This is a genomic window from Streptacidiphilus sp. P02-A3a (assembly GCF_014084105.1).
Lineage (GTDB): Bacteria > Actinomycetota > Actinomycetes > Streptomycetales > Streptomycetaceae > Streptacidiphilus.
In genome coordinates, this window is the sequence record NZ_CP048289.1 from 4664535 (window position 1) to 4690505 (window position 25971).

Here is a 25971-nt window from a genome sequence, read left to right on the forward strand (position 1 = left end):
GTGGGCATCACAGCCGCGGGCCCGGGTAGGCACCCCACCACGACAGCTCATCGAAGGAGACCCTGGTGCAGGACCCGAGAGCATCCCTGGAACTGGCCGTCGTGCGCGCCCAGGACGCAGCAGCAGCAGCGGAAGCCGCCCAGGAGGACCTCAAGGGAGCCCTCGCCGACGGCCAGACCGCCGGTGTCGACCTCGGCGAAGTCGCGGCGACCACCGGTGTCCCGGTGGACGAGCTGGAGTCCGCCGGGGATCTCGTCGATCAGGGAGCCGGACCGGGTGAGGCCCGCCGTCGGTGAGGAACAGGGGCCACCCCCTTCCCCAACAACATTAGGTATGCCTTACCTTTGTCCCTATGACTTGGGCTGACGCTGCACCAAACCTGCTGATCGGCTTGCGGGAGGGACTGGAGGCGGGGCTGGTGGTCAGCATCCTGCTGGCCGCCCTCCGCAAGGCCGGAACCGGGCGGCAGGACCGGCCGGTATCGACCGCGCCGGTCTGGTTCGGCGTGCTCGGGGCGGTGATGCTGGCCGGTTCGTTCGCCGCGGTGCTGACCTACTCGACCAGCGTGCTGTCCTCCCAGGGCCAGCAGGCGGTGGGCGGCCTGCTCAGCGTGCTGGCCGTGGCCCTGGTCACCGCCATGGTGTTCTGGATGCGGCGCACCGCGGCGACGCTCTCGGCGCAGCTGCGCGGCGAGGTGCAGCGCGCGGCCGTGCTGGGCGCGGGCGCGCTGACGCTGACCGCGTTCCTGGCCGTGGGGCGCGAGGGCCTGGAGACCACCCTGTTCATGTGGACGGCGGTCAAGGCCTCGGGCTCGACCGCGGCCCCGCTGGTCGGCGCCGGTCTGGGCCTGGTCATCGCGGTGGTGCTGTGCTGGCTGCTGTACCGGCGGGCGGTGCGGATCAACATCGGGGTGTTCTTCAACCGCACCGCGATCCTGCTGATCGTGATCGCGGCCGGGGTGCTGGCCTACGGCCTGGGCGACCTCCAGGAGGCCGGATGGCTGTCCGGCCAGCAGTGGGTCGCCTTCGACCTGACCGCGCACATCGACCCGAACTCCTGGTGGGTCTCGATCCTCACCGGCGTCACCGACCTGTCGCCGAGGATGACCGTGCTCCAGGTCGTGGCGTGGATCGGCTACCTGGCCGTGGTGGTGCCCGCGTTCGTCCACGCGGGCCGGGTCGCCACCGCCCGCCTCGCCGCCGCCAAGGCCCAGACCCAGGCCGAGGCCCAGGCCGAGACTCAGGCCCAGGCGCAGACCGCGACCCGGACCGGGCCCCGCTCCGGGACCGACGTCGCCGCCGCGCGGCCGCAGCCCGAGCCCGAGCCGGGGCCGGTCGGGCGGTGGCAGCAGCTGGCGGGGGACCGCCCGTGGACGGTGGCCGGGGCGCTGGTGCTGGTGCCGGTGGTGGCCGCCGCGGTGACGATCACGGCGCTGCCGACCACCGCGGCCGCGGCCACCACCACGGTGAAGGTCACCAGCTCGGCCTGCGCGCCGGGCTGGAGCTCGGCGGTCTCCGGATCGCAGACCTTCGAGGTGGACAACCAGACCGGCAAGGCGGGCGAGATCACCCTGCTCGACTCCTCCGGCGCGATCGTCGGCGAGATCGAGACCCTGGGCCCGGCCACCACCGCCGCGCTCAGCGCCACCCTGGGCACCGGCACCTACTCCTTCCACTGCCTGATGTCCGGCGCCGCCGCGACGACCTCGGCCCCGGTCCAGGTCTCCGGCAAGGCCCCGGCGGGCGCGCCGCTGGCCGTCAAGCCGGTCACCCTGGCCGACCTGACCGGCCCGAACACCCAGTACCAGCAGTACGCCGCGGCCGACCTGGTCACCCTGCGGACCCAGGTCGCCGCGCTGCGCCGGGACATCGCCGGGAACGACGTCGCGGCCGCGCGGGCCGACTGGCTCGCCGCGCAGCTGACCTGGGAGCGCGTCGGCGCCTCCTACGACAGCTTCGGCGACGCCGGGACCGCGGTCGACGGCCTGCCCGACGGGCTGCCGCTCGGCGTCAACGACCCCGGCTTCACCGGGCTGCACCGCATCGAGTACGGCCTCTACCACGGCCAGGGCGCCGCGCAGCTGCTGCCGTCGGTGGACCAGCTCGCGGGCGAGATCACCAGCGTGCAGAAGAACCTCACCAGCGACGACGTCGCCGGTGACCCGACGAACCTGCCGATCCGCGCGCACGAGATCATCGAGGACGCGATCCGCGACCACCTGTCCGGCATCGACGACCAGGGCGCGGGCGCCGCCTACGCCATGACCTACGCCGACACCCAGGTCGACCGCGTGGTGCTGGGCGAGCTCGGCCCCCTGATCGACGCCCGCTCGCCGGGCCTGGTCGCCACCGCCGACGCCCAGCTGACCGCGCTCGACCAGGCGCTGGACGACGCGAAGACGAGTGGCCAGTGGCAGCCGCTCACCGACACCCCGCTCGCCGCCCGGCAGCAGGTCGACGCCGCCATCGGCGCCCTGCTGGAGACCCTGGCCACGGTCCCCGACCTGCTCGAAGTCCCCCCGTCGGCCTCGTGACCCGCCGCGCGTGACCCACCGCGCGCAGCTCCCCGCAGCCCCCCGGCCCGCCCCGACACCGAAGGTCCTCCCACGATGACAGAGCACGAACCCTTCAACGCCAGTCGGCGCAACTTCCTGCGCGGCGCCGCCGTGGGCGCCGTGGGCACAGCGGTGACCGGCGGCGTGCTGATCGGCGGCGCCCACGCGGACGCCGACGCCGCGAAGTCCGGGCAGAGCACGACCGTCGAGTCCTACCCGTTCCACGGCGCCAACCAGTCCGGGATCCTGACCCCCGGCCCCGCCGACAAGCAGCCGTTCTCCTGCTTCGTCGCGTTCGACTCCACCGCCACCAGCAGGGCGGAACTGGCCGAGCTGATGAAGACGCTCACCGCCCGCGCCCGCTTCCTGACCAGCGGCGGCATACCGGAGAACCTCGGCATCAGCCAACCGCCCTCGGACAGCGACGTGCTGGGCCCCGACGTACCCGCCGACGGCCTGACCATCACCGTCGGCGTCGGCGCCAGCCTGTTCGACGAGCGCTACGGGCTCACCGCGCTCAAGCCCGCCAAGCTCAAGCCGATGACCATCTTCCCGAACGACTCGCCGGAAGCGGCCTGGATGCACGGCGACCTCAGCATCCAGCTGTGCGCCAACCACCCCGACACCATCCACCACGCGATCCGCGACATCGCCAAGCACACCCGCGGCTCCATGCAGCTGCGCTGGAAGATCGAGGCCTACGGCGCCCCGCCGCGCCCCAGCGGCACCCCGCGCAACCTGCTCGGCTTCAAGGACGGCACCGCCAACCCCACCGGGGAGCTGGCCTCGGACCTGGTGTGGGCCGGACCCGGCGAGCCCGCCTGGGCCAAGGGCGGCAGCTACCAGGTGCTGCGGATCATCCGGATGCTGGTCGAGTTCTGGGACCGGGTGTCCATCAACGAGCAGGAGGGCATGTTCGGCCGCCGCCGCGACTCGGGCGCCCCCCTGGACGGCAACGCCGAGTTCGACACCCCGAACTACCAGGCCGACCCCAAGGGCAACGTCATCCCGCTGGACGCGCACATCCGGCTGGCCAACCCGCGCACCCCGCAGACCGCCAACCAGCGCCTGATCCGCCGCTCCTACGACTACGACCTGGGCCTGGACCAGAACGGCGACATCCAGGCCGGACACGTCTTCGTGGTCTACAACCAGGACCTGGAGCGGCAGTTCGAGACCGTCCAGACCCGGCTGATCGGCGAACCCCTGATCGACTACGTCCAGCCCTTCGGCGGCGGCTACTTCTACGCCCTGCCCGGAGTCGCCGACGCCAACGACTGGTACGCCAGCGGACTGCTCAGCTGACACCCGCCGTGTTCGTCGACAGCGGTGCGGTGCGAGCCCTCAGGCTGCCGAGGCGAGGTTGTCGCGGCTCGGGGCGAGGAGTCGGCGGGCCTGCTCCACCGCGCGGGCGGGCTCGCGGACGCCGGTCGAGACGCAGAGGGTGTAGTGGAGGTCCTCACGGCGGCGCTCGGTGTCCGCGCCGCCGTGGGCGTTGTCCAGCGCTTCGAGTTCGACGAGGACGCGGCGAAGTGCGGCGGGGTTGTACAGAGGCATGGACGCTCCGTCAGGTCGTTGCTGGCAGGGTGGGAACCGCTGCAGGCCGACACTGGACCACAGCACGGGACATTCACCAACATGGCTGAGCACATGGATGACTGACCCGGCATCACCTCGTAGCAACGAGGCGGACTGTATGGCTCAATGATAGGCGGCCGGTCACCGCAGGAGGGCCGTCGGCGTGGGAGACATCCGCCACAACCACCGCCCGGCCGACCGGTACTGGCGCTTGGGCCCGGCCCGGGCGCGCAGCGCGAGCGGCAGCTGCCCCGGCTCTCCCGCCCGGCGTCCGGTAGCGGTCGGCCGCGGAGAGGGGCGGGGAGGGGCGGGGAGGGGCGCAGAAGGGGAGGGGAGGAAGTCCGGTTGCTGGGCAGGCGGTGGTCATGGCTCTCCAGTTCCGGTCGGCAAGGCCCTCGTCCCGTCTGTCCTCGGCGGCCCGGTCCGCGCTGTCACCCGTGGTGGTGACGGCCGCGGTGCTCGGGTTGGCTTCGTGCTCGTCCCCGTCGCCCCTGCTCGCGCGCGGCGCACCGGCCGCCCCGACGGGCCCGGAAGCGGGCACCGGGGCGGTCTTCCCACTGGCGCCGACACAGCGGCTGGTGATCGTCACCGACGGCGGGGTGGCCCTGCGCGCCGGCGCCGCGGGCGTCGTGTCGGTCGATGCGGACAGTACCGTGGCGAGGAGTTGGCACCGGGCGGACGCGGAGGCGACGTTGGACCTGAGCTGTCCGGCGAATCCCGCACCGGGCTCGGGCCCCTGCCCCGGGACCGTCCAGGTGTCGGTGCCGGAGAACGCCGCCGTCACCGTCCAGGCCAGAAACGCCGGGGTCTCGGCCACCGGGCTGGGCGGCCCGCTGAACCTCAGCACGGTCAACGGCGACGTGACGGTGGCGGCGCAGGCGGCCGACGAGCCGATGCAGCTGACAACGCGCAACGGCTCCGTGCGCGCCGCCGGCCTGCGGGCCCCGACCCTGGCCGCCACGACGGTCAACGGCGACGTGGACCTGGCCTGGGCGAGCGCACCCAGCCAGGTCACGGCCGACAGCACCAACGGATCGATCAACCTGGCACTGCCCGAAGACTGCCCCCACTACGCGATCACCGCTCAAACCCGCAACGGCCAACCGCGGGTGAGCCTGCCGACCGACGACACCAGCACGGACCGGCTGACCCTGGCCACCGTCAACGGCGACATCATCGCCCGGACCGCACCCTAGGGACCGCTGGCTGCCGGCCCCCGGCGAGCCGGGCTGTGATCCAGCACCGCCCGGCCCGCTCCCCTCAGTCGCCGCTGTCCTCGGGAGCGGTGCGGGGGGTGGCGAGTTCGGGTTGCCGGGGGTGTTCCGGGTCGTAGCGGAGGTGGAGGCGGTCACCGGGCCGGGGGGCCTGTTCGTAGGAGTCGAAGCTGCTGGTGAGCTGTGCGGTGTGCTCGTCTCCGCCGGGGGTCCGGAAGCGCACGGTGATGACGAACTCGGGGCGGTCGTAGCTCTCGTCGCCGGTGGCTGCGGCGTCGGTGACCGTGCCGAGCGCGGTGAGCCCGTACTGCTCCATCCGCCACCCGCGGTGCGCGGCCTCGTGTTCGGCGACAAGGGTGCGCGCCCGGGTGCGCTCCTCGCGGCGGCCCACCAGGACCGCGACCGCAATGATCAGGACCATGGGTCCCAGGAGCCAGCGGCCGGTGCCCGGGACCCGCAGGGCGATGCCGCCGAGCAGGCAGACCAGGCCGCCGAGCATGGCGGCACCGGCGGGCAGCTGCGCCCGGGTGCTGTTGGTGCTGCTGCTGGTGACGATGACGGCCCCCGCAGGGAGGAGCACCAATGTCAGGAAGCCGAGGGCCAAGCAGGCCACGAAGGCCAGGACCGCCCAGAGGTCATGGGTGGTGCACGGCCGCTGCCCGGTATCGCCGCAGCCGCCCGCCGTGTCGTTCGCCGTGTACGTCCAGCACAGGAGCCACCCGTCGAATGTCAGCAGTGCGCCGTACAGGCACATGCCAAGGATGCGCCAGGGGGTCAGCCGGTGGGGCGGCCCGGCGGCCGAGATGCTGTCCTCGATCATGCGCGATGCTAACGCGCACTGCCTGTATTGGTCTGGACCGGTCGATGGCCGCCGGGTCAACACACCGTGTCGCTTCGGGGGTTGCCCGCGCCCATCGATGGCGAGTCGGTGCGTGAAAGGGCCAGGATGGGCTTCGAGCCGGACGCCGGCCGGACGGATCCGATCCTGGGATGGTTGTGATGGGCGCGAAGACGGGTGACACGACGCTGCGGGGTGTCCGGTTGCTGGAGTCGCCGCTGGACAACCGCGGTACCGCGTTCACTGTGGCGCAGCGGCGCGAGTTCGGCCTGGTCGGGCTGCTGCCGCCGGTCGTCGAGACGCTTCAGGAGCAGGTGGACCGCGCCTATGACGCGTTCCTGGCCTATGACAAACCGATCAATCGGCACATTTACCTGCGGCAGTTGCAGGACATGAACGAGGTGCTGTTCTACCGGCTGGTCACCGAGCACCTCGAAGAGATGCTGCCGGTGGTCTACACACCGACGGTCGGCGAGGCCTGTCAGCGGTTCAGTGAGATCTACCGGCGCCCGCGCGGGCTCTTCGTGTCGTATCCGGACCGCGACCGGTTGCGTGAGGTCATCGCCAACCGGCCGAATCGCGAGGTCGACGTCATCGTCGTCACCGACGGCCAGCGGATTCTCGGCCTGGGCGACCAGGGCGCCGGGGGGATGGGCATCCCCATCGGCAAGCTCGGCCTGTACACGGCGGTCGGCGGAATTCATCCGGCGCGGACGCTGCCGATCCTCCTGGACGTCGGCACCGACAACGAGGAACTGCTGGCCGATCCGCGCTACCTCGGCTGGCGCGAGCGCCGGGTCACCGGCAAGGAGTACGACGAGTTCGTCGACCGGTTCGTCGAGGCGGTCAGGGCCGAACTGCCGGACGTGCTGCTGCAGTGGGAGGACTTCGCCACTCCGCACGCCCGGCCCATCCTGGCCCGCTACCGCGATCAGTTGCTGACCTTCAACGATGACATCCAGGGCACCGCCGCCGTCGTGGTCGGCGCGTTGGCCTCGGCGGCCGCGGTGACCGGGCGCAGCCTGCGCGAGCAGCGGGTGGTCATGCTGGGTGCCGGGTCGGCGGCCATCGGGGTCGCGGACACGATCCGGGCGGCCATGGTCGCGGAGGGGGCCACCGACGAGCAGGCCGGGCAGAACTTCTGGGTCATCGACGTGCACGGGCTGCTGGTCGAGTCGCGGGACGACCTCAGCCCGGAACAGCGCCGCTACGCCAGGGACGGGAAACCGTTCTCGCTGGAGGAGCTGGTCGAGCGGATCAGCGCCGACGTCCTGATCGGACTGTCCACGGTCGGCGGCGCGTTCACCGAGTCGGTGGTCAGGACGATGGCCTCGAAGGTGGACCGGCCGGTGATCTTCCCCTTGTCCAACCCGACCTCGCATTCCGAGGCGGACCCCGCGGACCTCGCCGAATGGACCGGCGGCCGCGCGCTGATCGCGACCGGATCACCGTATCCGCCGCTGGAGATCGACGGACGCCGGGTGCCGGTCGCGCAGTCGAACAACGTCTACATCTTCCCCGCGATGGGCCTGGCGGTGACCGCGGCGCGGGCCACCAGGGTCACCGACAACATGCTGGTGGCAGCCGCGAAGGCGCTTGGCACCGCGGCAGCGGGGCACGGCGCCTCCGGGACACTGCTGCCACCTGTCGGCACGATGCGCGAGGTCGCCCACGAGGTGGCACTCGCGGCGGCGCTGGCCGCCGTCGCGGACGGGGTCGCGCCGGCGGCCGACGAGGACGAACTGCGCGCCGCGCTGCGCGCGAACCAGTGGCAGCCGGCGTATCCGGACTGACGGCCGGAGCGGCAACCGCAGAGGCGGCACCCCCACCGTCACCGCCCCCAACCCGGGGCCCGGCCAGTTGCGTCATCGACTGGACGGGCCCCTGCGGTGCCTACCCGCCCGCCTCGTGCCGCTCGGGCGAGAGGCGGGCAGCCACCCGGGCAGTCCTCGGTTCGAAGGGCGCGGGCACCCGAGCCAACGAGCGGGCGCTGCCACGGTTCGGCCTGGAGCCACCTGAACGACCTCGCCCGCCGGTACGTGGACGAGCTGCCGGTACGTGGACGAGCCGGCGGTGCTGGATCCGTGCCTGGCGGGCTGGTCCGGGGCGGGCAGTCAGATCCGCCGCAGCTCGTGCGGCGAGACGCGACCGCCGATCTCGACGACCCCACCAGGACGCGGCCGGGTCAGGATCTGCGACGCGAGTCCTTGCTGAATGTCGAGCGCCCGGTCCAGTTCGTCGGTCAGCACGATGGCTGCGGCACCGGTCGCCTCGTCCTCGTCGATGCCGTCCCCGCGACCGGGGAAGCCCCGGGCACGGACGGTGCCGGCGTTCTCGTCCCGCCACGCCCACGCGTAGAGCCAGCCGCTGCCGACCGGCGGCACCGCCAGGGCCTCGACCTCCGCCGCGCTCGGGTGCTGCCACGTCCGCCGCCCCGAGGCCCAGGCGGCCCGGCCGCTGATCCAGCTGAACTCACCGTCCTGCCAGGTCGGCACGTCCCCCGCCTCGGGCCGCAGGCAGCTGATGCCCAGGCCCTCGCGCCGCAGCAACCAGCCGGTGCCGACCAGGGGATGCCCGGCGAAGAGCAGGCGCGTACCGGGGGTGTAGATGTCGACGCGACCCTCCTCGGCGTCGTCGACGAAGACCGTCTCGGAGAACCCGAAACGGACCGCGAGCGCCTGGCGCTCCGACCGCCCGGGGAACGCACTTCCCCCGAGCACCACCCCGAGGAGGTTCCCGCCGGTGTCGCCGGACCCGCAGAAGACGCGCAGCACGTGGAGACCACTCATAGGAAACCTATGCAACCACAGCTGGCGGACCGGGCGGTGGATGCCCGCCTCGTCGTCGACGGCGAGGCCGATCGCCGCCGTGAACCCGTCGGCGATGATCTCGGATGCCTGACCGGCCGTGCCGGCCGCCGGAACGGGCGCACGGTTGAGCGTGTTGCCCAGGGGCGCGGCGGGCCGAGACCCAGGAGCGTGGGTCAGTAACGGCAGTGGAATCACGAGGTGACCGAGCTAGTCTTATTGGCGACCGGCCGAGACGCAGATGTCTTCGCTCTCGACACGCAGCGCGTCCTGCGCCGGTACCGGGACGAAGGTGACGTGGCCGCTGAAGCCGCTGTGATGGCCTATGTCGGTGGGTTGGGGTTCCCCGTGCCACAGGTCTACTCGGCGGGTGGTGGTGATCTGGTCCTCGAACGGCTCACCGGCCCGACCATGCTGGAGGCGCTGGGCGCCGGGGAGATTACCGCGGTGGCGGCGGCGGACCTGTTGGCCGGTCTGCATGATCGCCTTCACGCGTTGGCCCCACAGATGCCGCACGAGCCCGGGGATCGCCCGCTACATCTGGATCTGCACCCGGCGAATGTCATGCTCGAAGCGCGAGGACCGGTGGTGATCGACTGGCGTAACTCCGGGCAGGGGCCGCCTGAGTTCGATGTCGCCGTGTCCGCGCTGATCGTGGCACAAGTCGCGGTCGACTCCGCGCGGGAGGAGGCCGCGCTCGCCGAGACGTTCCTCACCGCGTTCTTGGCCGGCGTCGGCGCGATGCCTTCCGAGGCGTTGGACCACGCGGTGCGGTTCCGCCGGGCCGATCCCAACCTGACTGCCCGCGAGATCGGATTGCTGGGCGAGGCAGTCTCGCTGATCGGTTAGCGTCGCGGCCGCAGCCGTGTTGCGTGCCCAGGAAACGGCAGCCCACCTGCGGTCCGTGCCCGTCCGTACAGGATGATCAGGCCATGCGCACGGGTGATGAGCTGTTCGCCATGGAGCCGGTCCAACCGCCCGAGCGGGGAAGGCCGACGGCGAGGGCGGATCACATGGCGCGTCGCACAGCCCTGCGTTGCACCGGGGCGGCCTGGACAGGCTATCTATCAAGACTTATGCATGTTACTGCAAGTCTGCTAGGGTTGTGCCATGCCGCGCTATCGAGAGATCTACGCCGACCTGCGTCGACGCATCGCCGACGGCGAATGGCAGATCGGCGACCGGCTCCCCGACCTGGGAGCGTTCATGGAGCACTACAACGCGTCGCTGAACACGGTCCGCCGGGCCACCGTGGACCTGCGGGACGAGGGCGTGCTGCGTATCTCCCAGGGCGACGGGACCTTCCTGGCCGCACCGCCGCAGTCCACCAACGACGAACTGCTGGAGCGCCTGCGCGGCGCCCAGGCGGCGATCGGTGACGCCATCGCCGCCCTGGAGGCCGCGAACCGCATCGACGCGATCGCCGACCTGCTCGAAGCGAAGGGGGAGTCCGATGCCCGGTAGCGAGGACGACATGTTCGCCGGTGTCGACGCGCTGCTGGCAGCCGTCGCGGCCGCCACGGTGCTGCCGGTTCCGGCGGAGCGGGTCCGGCTGCGCGAGGCGGCCGGGCTCACAACGGCGCACGTCGCCGCCGCGCTGCGGGTGGACCCGGCGCTGGTCCAGGGCTGGGAGGACGGCAGTGCCGCCCCCGGTCCGGAGATCGCCCCGGCCTACGGCCGACTGCTGGAGGGCCTGGCGGAGCGCTTCCCCGCTCCCGCCCCCGCCCCCGCCCCCGCGAGGCCTGCGGCCGCGCCGGTCCCGGTTCCGGTCGCCGGTCCTGACCGTGACGCGGACGGTGAGCTGCGGCGGTACGAGCCCGCGCCGTGCCGGTGGTGCGGCACTCCGACCCCTTACCGCTATGCCGGTGTCGCCCAGCACTTGGGGGACTTCTGCCGCACCCGGCAGCCCGTCGCCCCGGCCCCCGTCACCGCCCCGCCGGTCCAGCCCGCGGTCGTTCCGGTCGCAGCGCCCGCTCCTGCCGCCGCTCCGGCCGCCCCGGTCGCTGCGGCCCCGGTCGCTGCGGAGCCGGTCCGGTCGGCGCCCGCCGCACCGCGGACCCCGGCAGCCGGAGCCGGTCGGCGCCCCGCCCCCGCCCGGGGCACGGCCCGTCCCGCCACCGCGCGTCCCGCCGGCACGTCCGCTGCCACCCGGTGGTGGCCGGTGGTCGCGCTGGACGTCGCCCAGGACGGCGGCTGGCTGCTCGACGTTCCGCAGGTCCCGGCCCCGGCCGGGACCAAGCTGGGCGACTGGTTCGCCTGGCTGGGTACCGGGCTGCCGCTGCGGGTCGAGCGGGTGCACGCGTCCGGGCGCGGGGGTGACGGCGTGGTGGTCGTGACCGAGGCCGCTGTCAAACGGCTCGGACTGCCGGCCGTCCTGCCGACCACCGAGAAGGCCCTGGCCGCGCTGCAGGCGAAGCTGGCGAAGACCGCCGCAACGGTGGGCATGGAGATCAGCGACCAGATCGGCCCGTCGTTCCGCGCCTTCCGCCGCAAGGGTTCCGCCGGTGGCCCCAGGACATCGGTAGGGATCACGGTCGCGCCGTGGCTGGGGCAGGGCGACGCCCGCCAGCAGGCCACCAGCTCCCTGCTCACCCCCCTGGCCACCAACCCCGACGGCACCGTGGACGGGCTCACCCTCGCCCGCCGATCCCGGGCCTTCACCGCCGACCTGGGCGTCGCCCCCGGCGCGAGCACCGCCTCCACCGCGATGCTGCTCCTGGACGCGGTGCGCCCGCGCGTGGAGTGGAACCGGGACGAGACGACGGGGGAGTGGTCCTCCACGTTCCGCGAGGGCGCGCTGCCGGGCGGCGACCTGTGCGTGCCCCCGGCCGCCGGGGCCCGGCACCCGCTGACCCGCGAACTGCTGGCCGACGGCGAGACGGTGTGCGAGGAGGAGGACTTCAAGTGGTGGTTCCGCGAGCTCACCCCGCAGGAGGCCGGGCGCCGGTGGGCGGTCGCGGTCGACGTCTGCGCGTCCTACCTGTCGGTCACCGAGACCCTGCGGCTCCCGGCCGGTGAGCTGCAGTACGTGAAGAACCCGGCGTGGGACTCGAAGACGGCCGGGCTGTGGTGGTGCGACTTCACCAGCACGAAGGTCGACGAACTGCTGCCGCACCCGGCGACGTTCCACGGCCGCCCGCCGACCGGGCCCGGCTGGTACACCACCGAGACCGTCGCCCACATGTCCACGCCCGACAACGACATGTACGACTTCGACACGACCACCATCACCGCCGCCCACCTGTCCACGTACACCGTGCCGCTGCTCAAGGAGTGGACCGGACACCTGCGCGGCGGCTACAAACGCGCCTACGCCGAACTCGGCCTGGTCGACGGCCAGAGCCCGACCGAGTTCCTCGCCGCCCACGCCGTCCACAAGGACGTCGGCACCGACCCGGTCCGCGCGGACGCCCTGGTCCTGGCCGGGCTCTACAAGAACGTCTACAAGGGCGGCATCGGCAAGTGGACCGACTCGGCCCGCAACGCCCACCCGGACGAGGCGACCTGGCTGGAGAAGGTCGCCGCGAACTGGTCCTACCGCCCCGAGATCCGCTTCCACATCATCGCCGCTGCCCGCATCGCCGCCCACCGCCGCCTGCGCAAAACCCTGCGGCTCACCGGCCGAGCCCCGTTCGCGGTCAACGTCGACTCCTACCTGTACGCCGCCGACGCCCCCTCCCCGCTGGAACTGCTGCCGGTCAAGCCCGACGGCACCCCGGTACCCGGGGCGCTGCGCCTGGGCATCGCGCCGGGCAGCCACAAGCACGAGTCCTCGATCCCGCTGGCGGCGGCGGTCGAGGCGATGGAGCGCCGGGAGCACCCCTCCAAGCTGGTCCACCAGTACGGCACCGACGGCGACTTCGTCGCTCAGGCCGACGCCGAGGGTGCCGGGCGCGATCGGGAAGGCGGTGGCCTCTGATGGCCACGGGCATGTTCGGCCGGGTCCGTGAGGCCCTGTTCCCCTCGCGCAAGGCGCCGGTGCAGTCCGCGACGCAGGCCGGGCACGTGAAGGACAGGCTGTTCGGCGGCAGCACGAGGGCGATGGCCGCGGCCTACGGCGTGAGCCAGCGGACGGTGGAGCGCTGGATCGCCGGGACCCGCACACCCCCGCAGCTCTCGAAGGCGGCGGAGAAGCGGTGGGAGAAGCAGAACCAGGCGCGGGCCAAGCAGGGCAGGCCGCCGCTGCCGCGTCCGACGACGAAGGCCGACCGGCTGGCGACGGACGCGGTCCGCGCGCAGACCACCGAGCGCGGACGCGAGCGCAGGGCCAGGCAGTTGCAGCAGACCGGGGCCTTCTCCGGCCACAGCGCCCGCGTCGGCCGCGCGATGACGTTCTCGATCCGCGGCTCGGACGCCGTCCGCTCCCGCGACGTCCACCTCAACCTGACCGGCGATCAGGCCGCCGCGCTGGCCCTGGCCGACAGCGAGGACGAGGTGCGGCAGATCATCGGCCAGGCCCTGGCCGAGTACTTCAACGGCGGCCTGTACGGGGGCTTCGGCCCGGACGACTTCGAATGGGACGAGAACGACTTCGACCTGCGCTGACCCGCACCCGTGACGCTGATGGGATCTTGAGAGTCACGATCAAAGGAGACGGGCGGCGCGGCACGGCGGCTGAAGGTGAGCCAGTGCATGCTCCGCGCCCTGGGGACAGGGCCCGGAGCGGCCTGGTGTGCTGTAGCGGTGGGTGCGCGAGCACCGGGGCGACGGCCACCTCGCCGCGCTGGCGGTCGTCGGCCTGTCCGGGATCGAGGCGCTGGTCCTGCGCAACGCCACCGGCGCGGCGCCGACCTCCGCCCTGTTCCAGCGGACCCGGGGGTGGTCAGCGGAGCAGTGGGCCGCCGCCCGCGACCGGCTGCGCGAACGCGGCCTGCTGGACGGGGCGGGCGAGCTCACCGAAGCCGGCACGGCCCTGCGCGGTGAGGCCGAGGCGCTCACCGACCAGCCGGACGCGGCCCCCTACGAGCACCTCGGCCCGACCGCCACCGCACGCCTCACCGAACTGGCCGACGGCTTCACCGGGGCCCTGCGGGCGGCGGGCGCGTTCCCCGCCCAGCACTTCGGCAAGGGCTGACCGCTCACACCGGGCACCGCCGCCGCTGCCCCCGCACCGGCGGCTCCACGCCGTCACCGCGCAAGGCCCGGGCACCACCCGGGCCGGACCGTCACCTGCCCGCCCGGCGAGGAGCACTGGCACGGCGCCACCCCGGAGCTCTTCATGGAGCACCTCGCCCTGTGGGAGGGAACCGGCGACGGCACCCCCGAGACCACCTGGCTGGAACCGGTCACCGATGCGCAGTACCACGGCCCGCGCAGCAGCGCCCACTGACCGCGGCCCCCGGGCCCGGGGGGTGTGGGTGGTCAGCTGCCGGTGCGGGGCCTCGGGCCGGGTGTGAGGTCGGCATCGGCGAGGTCGCGGTGGTCGGCGTGGGCGCTGCTGGCCACCGCGGCCTTCGGCCTGACCGTGCCCGTACTCTCCTATCACCCGCTCGTCACCCGCCCGCACGAGGCGCGCAGTTTGAGCCACAGGCCCAGGGTGATGACCAGGCCACCGGTACCGAGGCACAGGTTCTGGTCAGGGCCCGTCGAGAGGTCACCGCCGGACCGGCCGAACTGCGCGGCGCCCCGCTGCGCGGCCGCCACTTCAGCGTCCCCGACCAGACCGGTTCCCGGCCGGTTCCCGATTGGACCAGCCCGAGCAGCGCCGGGACCCGCGTCGTCCGGCCGCCCCCAGGCACGGTCCAGCCGATTGCCGGTGCCGACCGGCAGGGCCTGCGTACCTCCGACCGGCACCAGCGCTGCTCTGTAGGTGCCGTCCAACTCGCTCCTTCGTGCCCCGGCGCCGTGAGCGTCGGGGCACGAATCGTTGAAGGGGCCGACTGGACGTGGCGGCGGGCACTGCCGTCGCCCCCCGGGTATGGCACAGGCCCCGACCTGCTCGCGCCCGGGACCGTGCCGACGCAGACCGGCTCGCGATGCCCGGCCGCCGCCGCCCCCGTCCCTCGCCGGCACCCGGGCGATAGGTGGGCCCGCCTACCAGCGCTGGTGGACCTGGGCCCGGATGCGCCGCTCGTACAAGTCCCGGATGGCGGTCAGGGTCTGGTCCGGCAGTGCGGGCACAGATGCCGAGCGCGCGTTCGATACTGCCTGTTCGGTCGACCGCGCACCGGGGATGACCGTGGTCACGCCCGGCTGCTGGACGATCCAGCGCAGGGCGGTCTGCGCCGCGGTGGCGCCGGGTGCTGCCAGCGCCGAGAACTCGGCGGCGGCCTCCACGCCCGTGTCGTAGTCGACGCCGGAGAAAGTCTCGCCCTGGTCGAAGGCCTCGCCGTGGCGGTTGTAGGTGCGGTGGTCGTCGGCGGCGAAGGCGGTGTCGTGCCGGTACCGGCCGGAGAGCAGTCCCGAGGCCAGCGGCACCCGGGCGATGACTCCGACGCCGGCGGCCGCGGCAGCGGGCAGCACCTCGTCCAGCGGCTTGAGCCGGAACGCGTTGAAGATGATCTGCACGCTCGCGGTACCGGGCCGGGCGATCGCCTTCAGCGCCTGCTCGCAGGTCTCCACGCTCACGCCGTAGGCGGCGATCGAGCCGGACTCCACCAGCGCGTCCAGTGCGTCGAACACCGCGTCCGACTCGATGACCGCGCTGGGCGGGCAGTGCAGTTGCACCAGGTCCAGTGTGTCCACGCCCAGGTTCGCCCGCGAACGGTCGCTCCAGGCCCGGAAGTTGGCAGCGGTGTAGTTCTCCGGCAGCTGCTCGGCCCGGCGGCCCATCTTGGTGGCCACGAAGACCCCGGCCCCCGGGTTGTCCTTCCTCCAGCGGCCGATCAGGCGTTCGCTGCGGCCGTCACCGTAGACGTCGGCGGTGTCGAAGAAGGTCACGCCCTCCTCGGCCGCCGCGTCCAGCACGGCGAGGGCATCCTTCTCCTCAACCTCGCCCCAGTCCGCGCCGAGCTGCCAGGTACCCAGTCCGACGACGGAGACCTCACGGCCGAGCCGTCCCATGATTCGCTTGTCCATGGCAACATCCTCGCAGGCCCGAGCCCACGGACCGGGTGTCGGCCAGTTCGGGCCGCCCGCGAGGGGTGGCGGCCGGTGCGGGTGCTGGCGTGGACGCGGAACCCGGCCGGGCCGATCCTGTGGCGGTGCGCGGTGGACCCGGGTAGCCGGGTGGGCTGGTACGCCTACGACGTCCGCCTGATCCGCCCGCCGTCCGGCACCGCTGGCTGAGCGAGTGCTGCGGTGATCGACCGCGCTGACACCGGCTCGAACCCGCCCCAGGTCCAGGTCCACCTCCCGGACGGGCAGGTGCTGCGGGCGGCCGTGCGTGAGCGCCGCCAGAAAACCGACGGGCCGTGGCCCCACCACCGGCCGGGCGGGTGCCGCACGCCGACCGTGGTGAGCGGGCACGGCGGTGCCTGACGCGACCGGGGCACTGCGGGGATTGGGCATCCGGTCATGCCCCGTTCTCGGTTCGGTCCAGGAAGAGCCGCACGTGCTGGACGAACAGGTCGTGGAACTGGTGGTGCGCGCCGTGGCCGGAGTCGGGGTAGATCACCAGCTGGGCGTCGGGCAGGTGCTGCTGGAGGAGGTAGGAGTTGACAGTGGTGATGATGATGTCGTTGTGTCCGTTGACGACCAGGACCGGCAGGGTCAGTGCCTTGAGGGAGGTGTACTCGGGGTCCTGGACTTTTCCGTAGGCGGCGATCGCTGTCAGTTGGGCGCCGACGGACTGCGGGGAGGGCCACGGGTCGCGGCCTTCCTGGCGCTCGGTGATGCGCTGGACGTAGGCGCGGCCCGCTGCCTGGCTGGTCTCGGTGGGTTCGAACAGGGTCGGCAGCCAGACGTTCTCCGGGGGCTCGTAGTCGGCCGCGAACAGGTCCCCGACCCAGGCGGGCCGTGAGCCGATCTCCTCGCCGCCGCGCGGTCCGGTGCCGACCAGGATCAGCTTGCGGACCAGGTCCGGGCGGGCCAGGGCGATCTCCTGGGCGACCAGGCCGCCCATCGAGTGGCCCAGCAGGTCCACCCGGGTCAGGCCCAGGGCGTCGATGAACGCCGATGCGTCGCGGGCCATCTGCTCGATGGTGTCGGGGACCTGGCCGCTGCTGGTGCCCACGCCGGTGTTGTTGAACAGGATGACCTCGCGGTCGCCGGCCAGGGCGTCGGTGATGGCCGGGTCGAAGTCGTTGAGGTTGCCCATGAAGTGCTGGACGAAGACCACCGGGGTGCGTTCGGGGTTGCCGTAGCGGCGGTAGGCGAAGCGGATGCCGCCTGCCTCGACGAACTCGGTGGGGGCGGTGATGGCGGTGTGCCGGGACATGTCTGCTCCCTTGGGAAGGTCGTGCGGGGTCGGTGGTGTCGGGAGTGCCGGACCTGGTGCCGGAGGACCGGTCAGACGGCGGTTCGGCCGCCGTCGGCGGGGATCAGCGCGCCGGTGACGTAGGCGGCGGCGGGGGAGGCGAGGAAGGCGATCACGTCGGCGATCTCCTCGGGCTGGGCCGCGCGGTCCAGCAGGGTGGTGGCGCCGAGCGCGGTGATGTTGGCCGGGTCGGCGCCACCGGTGTGGGCGGGTCCGGGGGAGATGGTGTTGACCCGCACGCCGCGCGGGCTGAACTCGGCGGCCCAGGCGCGGGTCAGCGCGGCCAGCGCGGCCTTGGTGGCGCTGTAGGCGGCGCCGCCGGCCAGGCCGATCTGGCCGGCCATGCTGCCCAGGTTGATGATGCTGCCCTTCCCGCGTTCGGCCATCTCGGGCGCCAGCGCCGCGGTCAGGTAGTAGGCGGAGCGCACGTTGGCGGTGAACAGCGCGTCGAAGGTCTCGGCGGGCAACTGGTCGGTGGGCCCGAACCAGGAGAACCCGGCGTTGTTGACCAGGACGTCGGCCTGCGCCGCCTCCTGCGCCAGCCGGGCGAGGGCTTCGAGGTCGGTCAGATCGGCGGCCAGGAACCGGGCACTGCCACCGTTCTTGACGATCTCCTCGACCACCGCCGCGCCGCGTCCGGCGTCGCGTCCGTGGACCAGGACCTCGAAACCGTCCCGGGCGAGCCGCAGGGCCACAGCGCGGCCGATGCCGCTGCTGGCTCCGGTGACCAGGGCGATCGAGCGGGATGCCTCAGACATGACTGACTCCTGTGGGATGTTGTTCTCAGGTACTGGATGGGTGTGACAAGGGCTCGCCATGGCCGACGGGCGGTGAGTCCGCGCTGGTCCGCGGGCCGCACCGGGCGGCATCCGCATGGTGACCGCACGTCACGATGCGCGGGCGAACGGTTCGCGGCTCAGGCCGCGACCGGTTCCAGGGCCGGGTAGTCGGTGTAGCCCGCCGGGCCGGCCGCGTAGACGGTGCTCCAGTCGGTGTCGGCCGGCGCGGCACCCGTGGCGAGCCGGGCGGGGAGGTCGGGGTTGGCGATGAAGGGCCTACCGAAGGCGATGACATCCGCCAGACCGGCCCGCACCAGGCGGTTGCCGCGTTCGGCGTCCATGTCCACACTGGCGATCAGGGTTCCGCCGTAGAGCGGTCGGAAGTGGCGGAACATCCCGTCGCCGGCCAGGTCGGCCAGCGGCGTCCCGGCCAGTTCGTGGGTGGCGCCCATGAGCAGCAGGTGGGAGAGCCGGTAGTCGTCGAGGCGGCTGACGACGTACTCGGCGGTGGGGAGCGTCTCGTCGTCGGCGGTGAACGGTCCGCTCTCGTGCATGGGGCCGAGCTTGATGCCGGTGCGCTCGGGGCCGATCGCCCCGGCCACGCTCTCGATGATCTCCAGGACCAGGCGGGCCCGGTTGGCGATCGATCCGCCGTACCGGTCGGTGCGCCGGTTGGTCGCCCGGTTGAGGAACTGGGCGGGCAGGTAGGTGAAGTTGGCCAGGATCTGGACGCCGTCGAACCCGGCCGCGACGGCGTTGCGGGCGGCGGTCGCGTAGTCGGCCACGGTCCGGCGGATCTCGGCGCGGGTCATCGCGCGCGGTGTGACCGTGGGCTTGCGTCCGGTGGGGGTGGAGCTGAGCTGTTCCGGGTTGACCGCGGAGGCCGACATCGGCGGGGCTCCGTCGAAGAAGTCCGGGTGCGACAGGGATCCGGTGTGCCAGAGCTGCGCGATCATGCGGCTACCGGCGGCGTGGACCGCGTCGGTCACCCCCCGCCAGCCGTGTACCTGCTGCGGGCTCCACAGGCCGGGTGTGTCGGCCCAGCCCACTGCCTCGGGGCTGATCGCGGTGGCCTCGCCCACGATCAGTCCGGCGCCGGCGCGCTGGGCGTAGTACTCGGCGTGCAGCCCGGTCGGCACCCGGCCCGGGTTGTCGGCGCGCATCCGCGTCAGCGGTGCCATCGCGATCCGGTTGGGCAGCTCCAGAGCGCCCATGCGGGTCGGCGTGAACAGGGGTGGAACGGACATGTCGCTGTCTCCTTCATGGTCTCGTCCACGGGCTGGGCACGCCCTCGGTCATCACAATGTCGCTCGACATTGTTTTATGCCCGCGCTGCCATCCTGTCAAGGTCGATCGACATTGAGATGGTGCTACAGTCATGGTGAAGGAGGTGGCACTCATGGGCGTGTCGAAGCAGAAGGCGGCACAGAACCACGACGCGATCGTCAGCGCCGCCGAGACCCTCTTCCGCGAGCGTGGCGTGGAGGCGGTGGGACTGGTGGAGCTGATGGCCGCCGCCGGGCTGACCCGCGGGGGCTTCTACAACCACTTCGCGTCCAAGGCCGCGCTGGTGGACGAGGTCGTCGCCAAGGCCATGGCCGAGGGGCTGGAGAACCTGACCGCGGCCCTGGACGCCTCCACGGCACGCGGGGAGGATCCCCTGGGCAACCAGATCGACTGGTACCTGTCGCCGGAGCACCGCGCGGATATCGACCACGGCTGCCCCAACGCGGGCTTCCTCGGCGACGCCCCCCGCTTCGAGGACCCCGCCCGCTCCCACTACGCCAGCGGCCTGACCACGAACCTGCGCCGCTTCGCCGAAGCCGTCCAGGCGGCGACGGGCCTTGACCAGGAGGCGAGTTGGGACCGCACCCTGGCGCTGTTCAGCCAGATGGTCGGGGCCGTCCTGCTCTCGCGCGCCGTCGTCGGCACCGACCCGGCCCTCGCCGACCAGCTCCTCGACAGCGCGCGCACCGACCTGCACAACCGCACCCGTCACCGCCCCTGATCCAGGTCGACCGGCTCCACTTCCGGTTCCCGCGGGATTCGCCCCGCCGCCGCAGGGCTCGGCACGCCCGCGGGAGCCCCGACCAGGGCCCCCGCGGGCGGGGGATCAGTCGTCGATCAGGTCGAACTCCTCCCAGGGGCCGATGGCGGACCGGTTGGCGATCAGCGGGTCGGCCCCGGCGCCGTCCGCGGTGACGATCTCGCCGTTGGCGTGTGCCTTGAGACTGACGCTGCCGTCCGCGTTGTCGATCAGGCTGAACTCCTGCGCGTATCCGATCGAGGCGCTGTTGGCGATCAGCGCCGAAGCGCCCGCGGTGACGTACTCGTTGTTCGCCCGGGCGAGCAGGCTGACACTGCCGTCGGGGTCGCCGATCAGGTCGAACGTCTCCCAGGGGCCGACCGCGGTCCGGTTGGCGATCAGCGGCGAGGCCCCGGCGTTGTCGGCGGTCACGATGTCACCGTTGGCGTGCGCCCGGAAGCTGACGGGCACGGTGTCGCGGACGACGTCGAACTCCTCCCAGGGGCCGATCGCGGTCCGGTTGGCGATCAGTGGCGAGGCTCCGGCGTTGTCGGCGGTCACGATGTCACCGTTGGCGTGCGCCCGGAAGCTGACGCTGCCGTCGGGGTTGTCGATCAGGTCGAAGGTCTCCGCCGACCCGATCGCGGTGCTGCCGGCGATCAGTGGCGCGGCTCCGGCGTTCGGCGCGGTGACGTAGTCGCCGTCGGAGTGCGCCCGCAGGCTCACCGTGCCGTCCGGGTTGGTGAGCAGGTCGAAGGTCTGGTCGGCGCCGATGCTGGTCGAGTTGGCGATCAGCGAGGTGCCGCTGCCGGCGGAGTCCACGTAGTCGCCGTTGGCGTGGGCCTTGAGGCTGACCACGGACGCGGTGGTCGGCACGTCGGTGACGTTGTGGGAGTACCCGGCCGCGACCAGGCCGGCCTGGACCGCGTTCTCCGTCGCGTCGGAGGGGTATCCGGCGGTGACGGCGCCCTCGAAGAACTCACCGTCGCCCCAGATGCTGTTGTCCCCGCCGGTGCCCAACTCGATGGAGGGCTGGACCTTCATCGGGTCGTAGCCGCTGGGCAACGCTCCCGAATAGGACTCGGTCAGCCCGCCCTGCTGCCCGTTGCCGTACTTCAGGGTGAAGTTGGTCGTCCCGTTGTTCTTCTCCCAGGCGGAGACGAACGAGCCGCTCTCGGCGGGGATGGACGAGGGGTTGGCACCGGTGTCGCTGAAGTACATGCCGTTCTCCAGGTCGCCGCCCACCCACGGACCGGGGCCGCTGCAGTTCTGGGTCCAGCAGTCGGTGCCGTAGTAGATCGCGTTCATGGTGGCGTTGCCGTCGTCGCTGTCGTTCGCCTCGCCCGAGCCGAAGTCGAAGCAGCAGCCGTTGCTGGTGACGTTCGAGGAGGTCATCAGGTAGACGCCCTCGGGCTGCGAGCCGGTGGGCACGTTCTTCGCGTCGTCAATGCGGTACCCGGTGCCCTGGGCGTCGAACAGGGCGCCGTACGCGGGCCGGCCGTCGACCGTCACCGGCAGCGCCATCGCGGGCGAACCGATGTCCGAGCCGTTCGGACCGGGGCCCGCGATCCCGCCCGAGCAGCCCGAGCAGGCGGTGCCCTGCGAGATGGGCAGGTTGTTGCCGTTGGAGGTCTGGTCGTAGATCTCGGTGACGGTGCAGCTCGTGCCGGAGCAGAACGAGACCTGCGGGGCGGAGTCGACCACCCCGCCGGTGGATCCCGGACCGATGTTCAGGTAGCTGCCGTCGGAGGTTCGCTGGAGCTGGTACAGCGGTCCGTCGTAGGCCGCGAACAGGGCCCGGGTCATGCTGTACGCCGCTTCGCACGGTGTACCGCCGGCGGCGTAGACGTCGCAGGGCAGGGACGACGCGGCGGCCGAGGCGGGCGCCACCGCCCCGAGGGCGGGTACGGCGATCACCGCCACCAGCAGCAACACGACTGCCAGCCGCAGCCTGCGCCAGGTCACACGTAACGAGGACATGGTGAACCTCCAGGCCGGGGCGGCCGATCGCGTCGTGGGACGGCCCGGTCGGTCGCGCCTGACTCGCGAGGCCGACCGGGCCGCCGTGGGGTTCCGCTTCCGGTGCCTCGGAGCGGGGTGGAACGCGCGCCGTGGGAAGACGACCAGGTAGACGATTCGTATCATCCGGCGCAGCACACATATTCAGACTGCTCCAGGAAGAAGTCAAGGAAAATGCCAAGGATCGTGACATGCCCTGGTATCCAAAAACCCAGAGCTGGTGGTGCACCAGGCCGTCAGCGGCGAGCCCAGCAGCTGACCTCCGATACGACTGACTCCGGACTTCCCCTTGGACGTCTGGCGATCGTCCGCCTAGAGTTAAGTTCAAAGACGGAGAATTGGTGGTCAGCGGACGGCGTCGGCCGCGGGAGAGCGGCACGGTGCGCTCGCGGGCCTGCGCTCGCGGGCCCGCGCGGAGGCGGGCCCGCAGGGGGCCTGACGAGCCCCTACGATGCGAGCATCTCGTTGCGGCGCCTACCTTCCGGGGAGCCTTCCATTCCGACGCACATGAACCTTCGAGACGAAGGCCGACTGCGGGTCCTGCAGGCGCTGCACGCCACCGGCGGGACCAGTCGGCCGGAGCTGGTGCGGCTGACCAAGCTGTCCCGAGCGACCGTCTACGCCCTCGTCACCGACCTGATCGCCTCCGGCCTGGTCCGCGAGGAGAGCGGGTCGGCCGAGCCGGAGAACCGTTCGCTGGGCCGGCCCGCGCAGGTGCTGACCCTGCAACCGACCGCCGCGTACGCGGTAGGGGCGGACATCGGCCACACCCACGTCCGCGTCGCGCTGTGCGACCTGTACGGCGTACCCGTCTGGGACCACGTCGAGGCCGTCGAAGTCGACCGGGCCCCGCAGGCCACCCTCGACCTGGCCGCCGAGCTGGTCCACCAGGCGCTGCGGGAGTGCGACGCCCCGATCGAGCGGGTGCTCGGCCTCGGCGTCGGGATCGCCTCCCCCGTCGGCGGGGACGGCGCCATGGTCGCCGAGGGGATCATGCCCGGCTGGACCGACGTGCGGCCGGGGCACGAGCTGGAGCGGCGCACCGGAATCCCCAGCCAGCTGATCAACGACGCCAACGCCGGGGCCCTGGCCGAGCACCTCTACGGCGCCGGCCGGGGCATCGACAACATGGTCTACGTACGCCTGTCCGCCGGTATCGGCGCCGGCATCGTGGCCGCCGGGCAGCTGCTGCTCGGCGTCAGCGGTCTGGCCGGGGAGATCGGGCACCTGCTGGCGATCGAGGACGGCCTGATCTGCCGCTGCGGCAACCGCGGCTGCCTGGAGACCATCGCCAGCCCGATAGCCATCGCCCGTCTGCTGCGCGACAGTTGGGACCACCCGGTCGCCCCCGACGAGCTGCCGGGGCTGCTCAGGGAGAACCGGGCGGGGGCCCGGCGGGCCGTGGAGGACGCCGGGGCGGCGGTGGGACGTGCCCTGGCGGGCGTGGTCACCCTGATCAACCCGCAGTTGATCGTCGTCGGCGGCGACCTGGCCGCGATCGGCGAGCCCCTGTTCGAATCGATGCGGCTCGCCATCGCCCGGCACGCGCTGCCGCACGCCGGTGCCCAGGTCCGGATCGTGGCCGGCGAACTCGGCCCGCGGGCCGAGGTGCGCGGCGCGGCCGGGCGGGTGCTCGCCCAGGCACCCCACCTGCTGGCCCTCACCAGCGGCGCCGACCCGCACGAACTACCCGCCTGACCCTTCCTCGTGCGTGCCGTCTCCCTGCGACATGCCCGTTCGGTGCCAGTGGGGTTGCCGTCGGTGACGTCGTGTCAGTCCGGTGGTGGTTGCCGATCAGATGGCCGGAGCAGGTTTTGGGGCGCGGTGACCGCGCTGGTCAAGGTGCTGTCTCCGGGTTGGCCGTGGTGGGCGGGTCCGGGTGCGGCAGTCGTGTGCCTCATGGTCTGCATATGCGGCAAGTGGGCGTGGCACCGGCGAAGCGCGACGCTCGCCTGTACCGCGGCACCTACGATCGCGTAGTAGATCAAGCTCTGCGATAATCCCCACGTGGGACGCGGGGATCCGACCACCGCACTGTCGGCCGTTGGAGTCTCCCCTGATCCATGTGGGCATTCACCGCCGGCCACGCGACGCGAGGCCATGAAGCAGGGGGCTGAAACACACGTGACCTTGCTGAGAGATGCACTGACGGGCAATCACTACCCAGGCCGCGGCGTGCTGTGGTGCAGGACCGGCGACGGCACCATGCTCGGCGCCTACTTCCTCACCGGGCGCAGTCCCGCGTCCCAGGCCCGCACCCTGCAGCGCACCGCCGGAGACGAGCTGATCGTCGCCCCTGCGGACGCGCGCCAGCATGACCATCTTCGGCACTACGTTGCCGCCCGTCAGAGCGGGGACTTGCTGATCTTCGGCAACGGGGAGCAGGTCTCCACGGTCTCCGACCGCCTCGGTTCGGGGCTGGCCCCGATCCTGGCCCTGGACGAGCTGGACTACGAACCAGACCCGCCGATCTTCACTCCACGCCTGACGGTAATCGCGGACAACCACGAGGGCGGTCAGGCATGGTTCGGCGCCGCCCGGCACAGCACGGGGAGCCGCGCCGCCACCAACCGGCTCACCCTCCACGTCAGCGACCTGGCTCCTGGTGAGGGAGTGCTCATGACGACCTATCACTCCGACAGGCAAGGTATCGCTACCGGCGCCCCCTTCACGGAGGTCCGGACAACCGAGGACAACCGCACCGACCTGCTGGACGAGCTGTGGTCGGCCCTGCCACCCGAACTCCGGATCGCGGCGGCGGTCTTCGCGCCCGGAGGGCTCGCGAGCGCCGACATTCGACAAGCAGCCGAGACTCGCGTCTGACGATTGCCCGGCGCCGATTCCGAGCTCGGTGCCGGACGTCCCCGCGGCAAGAGCCACTTCAGGAACAGGGACGCGGCTGGCGGATCCCGCCGAGCACGGCGTCCACCACCGCCTGGCGTCCGAACTCGTACCGCAGCTGCCCCGCTGGCGCAGCGTCGGATCGGCGCGCAGGAGCCGCTCCACGAGTGCCCGCTCGACCGGGTAGCCCTCGTGGCGGTAGGACAGCTCGGCACAGACGGCGGCTGCCCGCGCGTGCGGCGACCGGCACCTGCTGTACCCGGGATGCTCGGCACACGGTGCTCCGTAGCCCGGGATCATGATCGTCGATCGCTGTCGTCCTTGCCCTGGGTCAGCGCCGACCTGGCCCAGGGCAATTGCCACCGCAGCGTGATTCTCTGGCGAGGTTGAGCCTTCGGGCCTGTCTTCGGCACGATCACCCCGGGTCCGGCCGGCGCTAACCCTGGGTGAGAACCGCCGCCGATCGGGAACTCCACTATGACCGCGTCGCTCCCTGCGGCCAGAGGACTCGCACTGGCACGCCCATGCGCTCGGCGTAGGCCACCACGTCAGCGGTGCCTCCGTAGCCTCCGGCCGGTTTCCCGTCCCACACGGCCAGTAGCTCGTCTGCGAGTCCTACGAGGACCTCGCTGCCCGCCATGTGTGCGTTCGAGTCGGAAGCGGTCAGGCCGGTGTGGTGGACCTCAGCGGCGCGGACCAGGAGCGCGTCGTACACAGGGTGGTGCCAGTCGGGGAGGCTGTCGCGGTACTCCTCGGCGGGGATGACGGCTTCCAGACGTCCGCCGTGGTCCAGGGCGGCCTGGGCGAACCAGCTGTCCGGGCCGTCCGCTATGCACGACACCGCGACCAGCTCCCCGGCGACGTAGCCGTCTATGGCCGTGGCCAGGAGCTGTCGGACCTGCTCCTCGACCTCGGCGGTCAGTCCACGGTGGCCAGTGATCCCAACGCGCATCAGATGC

Annotated in this window: 24 protein-coding genes and 1 pseudogene; 15 read left to right on the plus strand and 10 right to left on the minus strand. The window is 72.2% G+C overall.

Going from position 1 to position 25971, the window contains the following annotated elements; translation table 11 throughout:
• Positions 1-65 precede the first annotated feature (65 nt).
• The 3 genes from GXP74_RS20310 (at position 66) to GXP74_RS20320 (ending at position 3859) form a co-directional block, all read left to right on the plus strand.
• On the plus strand, positions 66-296 hold the full coding sequence (locus GXP74_RS20310; protein ID WP_182452855.1) for a hypothetical protein: 231 nt from the start codon (positions 66-68) through the stop codon (positions 294-296).
• 56 nt (positions 297-352) lie between these two features.
• The gene (gene efeU, locus GXP74_RS20315) at positions 353-2533 is read left to right on the plus strand and encodes an iron uptake transporter permease EfeU (RefSeq protein ID WP_182452856.1); all 2181 of its coding nucleotides are present in this window, start codon (positions 353-355) and stop codon (positions 2531-2533) included.
• 75 nt (positions 2534-2608) lie between these two features.
• Positions 2609-3859, plus strand: a complete 1251-nt coding sequence (locus tag GXP74_RS20320; RefSeq protein ID WP_182452857.1) for a Dyp-type peroxidase — start codon at positions 2609-2611, stop codon at positions 3857-3859.
• A gap of 39 nt (positions 3860-3898) precedes the next feature.
• Here GXP74_RS20320 and GXP74_RS20325 read toward each other — a convergent pair whose 3' ends face one another.
• Positions 3899-4111, minus strand: a complete 213-nt coding sequence (locus GXP74_RS20325; protein ID WP_182452858.1) for a DUF5133 domain-containing protein — start codon at positions 4109-4111, stop codon at positions 3899-3901.
• Positions 4112-4497: 386 nt separating this feature from the next.
• Between GXP74_RS20325 and GXP74_RS20330 the strand changes: the two genes are divergently transcribed.
• The gene (locus GXP74_RS20330; RefSeq protein ID WP_182452859.1) at positions 4498-5328 is read left to right on the plus strand and encodes a DUF4097 family beta strand repeat-containing protein; all 831 of its coding nucleotides are present in this window, start codon (positions 4498-4500) and stop codon (positions 5326-5328) included.
• A gap of 64 nt (positions 5329-5392) precedes the next feature.
• On the opposite strand, the gene GXP74_RS20335 is transcribed toward GXP74_RS20330, so the two are convergent.
• Complete coding sequence (locus GXP74_RS20335) at positions 5393-6166, minus strand: DUF3592 domain-containing protein (protein WP_182452860.1); 774 nt, start codon at positions 6164-6166, stop codon at positions 5393-5395.
• Between the two features lie 179 nt (positions 6167-6345).
• On the opposite strand from GXP74_RS20335, the gene GXP74_RS20340 reads away from it, so the two are divergent.
• The gene (locus GXP74_RS20340) at positions 6346-7977 is read left to right on the plus strand and encodes an NAD-dependent malic enzyme (RefSeq protein ID WP_182452861.1); all 1632 of its coding nucleotides are present in this window, start codon (positions 6346-6348) and stop codon (positions 7975-7977) included.
• Positions 7978-8298: 321 nt separating this feature from the next.
• On the opposite strand, the gene GXP74_RS20345 is transcribed toward GXP74_RS20340, so the two are convergent.
• A complete protein-coding gene (locus tag GXP74_RS20345) occupies positions 8299-8973 on the minus strand; it encodes a PhzF family phenazine biosynthesis protein (RefSeq protein WP_182452862.1) in 675 nt (224 codons plus the stop codon).
• Positions 8974-9192: 219 nt separating this feature from the next.
• On the opposite strand from GXP74_RS20345, the gene GXP74_RS20350 reads away from it, so the two are divergent.
• The 6 genes and pseudogenes from GXP74_RS20350 to GXP74_RS20375 all read left to right on the plus strand — a co-directional run.
• A complete protein-coding gene (locus GXP74_RS20350; RefSeq protein ID WP_182452863.1) occupies positions 9193-9840 on the plus strand; it encodes a phosphotransferase in 648 nt (215 codons plus the stop codon).
• A 261-nt stretch (positions 9841-10101) separates the two neighbouring features.
• Entirely contained in the window at positions 10102-10455 is a 354-nt protein-coding gene (locus GXP74_RS20355; protein ID WP_182452864.1) for a winged helix-turn-helix domain-containing protein, read from the plus strand.
• Positions 10445-12910, plus strand: a complete 2466-nt coding sequence (locus GXP74_RS20360) for a helix-turn-helix transcriptional regulator (RefSeq protein WP_182452865.1) — start codon at positions 10445-10447, stop codon at positions 12908-12910. Before GXP74_RS20355 ends, GXP74_RS20360 begins: the two co-directional genes overlap by 11 nt.
• Positions 12910-13536, plus strand: a complete 627-nt coding sequence (locus tag GXP74_RS20365; RefSeq protein WP_182452866.1) for a hypothetical protein — start codon at positions 12910-12912, stop codon at positions 13534-13536. Before GXP74_RS20360 ends, GXP74_RS20365 begins: the two co-directional genes overlap by 1 nt.
• A gap of 142 nt (positions 13537-13678) precedes the next feature.
• Positions 13679-14065: a hypothetical protein gene (locus GXP74_RS20370; protein ID WP_370468444.1), complete on the plus strand. Its 387-nt coding sequence runs from the start codon at positions 13679-13681 to the stop codon at positions 14063-14065.
• A 75-nt stretch (positions 14066-14140) separates the two neighbouring features.
• Positions 14141-14320, plus strand: a pseudogene (locus GXP74_RS20375) (cupin domain-containing protein); the annotation flags it as partial.
• A 152-nt stretch (positions 14321-14472) separates the two neighbouring features.
• Here the strand turns inward: GXP74_RS20375 and GXP74_RS20380 are convergent.
• Both GXP74_RS20380 and GXP74_RS20385 read right to left on the minus strand, forming a co-directional pair.
• Positions 14473-14811 (minus strand): hypothetical protein, encoded by a 339-nt coding sequence (locus GXP74_RS20380; protein WP_182452867.1) that lies wholly within the window; start codon positions 14809-14811, stop codon positions 14473-14475.
• Between the two features lie 213 nt (positions 14812-15024).
• Positions 15025-16008 carry an aldo/keto reductase gene (locus GXP74_RS20385; protein ID WP_182452868.1) on the minus strand — a complete coding sequence of 328 codons (984 nt, stop codon included), beginning with the start codon at positions 16006-16008 and terminating at the stop codon, positions 15025-15027.
• Between the two features lie 75 nt (positions 16009-16083).
• Here GXP74_RS20385 and GXP74_RS41545 point away from each other — a divergent pair, with 75 nt between their 5' ends.
• Positions 16084-16218 carry a hypothetical protein gene (locus GXP74_RS41545; protein ID WP_255528136.1) on the plus strand — a complete coding sequence of 45 codons (135 nt, stop codon included), beginning with the start codon at positions 16084-16086 and terminating at the stop codon, positions 16216-16218.
• A gap of 226 nt (positions 16219-16444) precedes the next feature.
• On the opposite strand, the gene GXP74_RS20390 is transcribed toward GXP74_RS41545, so the two are convergent.
• The 3 genes from GXP74_RS20390 to GXP74_RS20400 form a co-directional block, all read right to left on the minus strand.
• Complete coding sequence (locus GXP74_RS20390) at positions 16445-17308, minus strand: alpha/beta fold hydrolase (protein WP_182452869.1); 864 nt, start codon at positions 17306-17308, stop codon at positions 16445-16447.
• 71 nt (positions 17309-17379) lie between these two features.
• Positions 17380-18105 (minus strand): SDR family NAD(P)-dependent oxidoreductase, encoded by a 726-nt coding sequence (locus GXP74_RS20395; RefSeq protein WP_182452870.1) that lies wholly within the window; start codon positions 18103-18105, stop codon positions 17380-17382.
• A 158-nt stretch (positions 18106-18263) separates the two neighbouring features.
• Entirely contained in the window at positions 18264-19373 is a 1110-nt protein-coding gene (locus GXP74_RS20400; protein ID WP_182452871.1) for an alkene reductase, read from the minus strand.
• Between the two features lie 152 nt (positions 19374-19525).
• On the opposite strand from GXP74_RS20400, the gene GXP74_RS20405 reads away from it, so the two are divergent.
• On the plus strand, positions 19526-20134 hold the full coding sequence (locus GXP74_RS20405) for a TetR/AcrR family transcriptional regulator (RefSeq protein ID WP_182452872.1): 609 nt from the start codon (positions 19526-19528) through the stop codon (positions 20132-20134).
• A 105-nt stretch (positions 20135-20239) separates the two neighbouring features.
• Here the strand turns inward: GXP74_RS20405 and GXP74_RS20410 are convergent, their stop codons facing one another.
• A complete protein-coding gene (locus GXP74_RS20410; protein ID WP_182452873.1) occupies positions 20240-22132 on the minus strand; it encodes an arabinofuranosidase catalytic domain-containing protein in 1893 nt (630 codons plus the stop codon).
• 546 nt (positions 22133-22678) lie between these two features.
• On the opposite strand from GXP74_RS20410, the gene GXP74_RS20415 reads away from it, so the two are divergent.
• Entirely contained in the window at positions 22679-23869 is a 1191-nt protein-coding gene (locus GXP74_RS20415) for an ROK family transcriptional regulator (protein ID WP_182452874.1), read from the plus strand.
• Between the two features lie 426 nt (positions 23870-24295).
• Complete coding sequence (locus GXP74_RS20420) at positions 24296-24994, plus strand: IMP cyclohydrolase (RefSeq protein WP_225448071.1); 699 nt, start codon at positions 24296-24298, stop codon at positions 24992-24994.
• A 493-nt stretch (positions 24995-25487) separates the two neighbouring features.
• On the opposite strand, the gene GXP74_RS20425 is transcribed toward GXP74_RS20420, so the two are convergent.
• Positions 25488-25964 (minus strand): hypothetical protein, encoded by a 477-nt coding sequence (locus tag GXP74_RS20425; protein ID WP_182452875.1) that lies wholly within the window; start codon positions 25962-25964, stop codon positions 25488-25490.
• Positions 25965-25971: the final 7 nt, after the last annotated feature.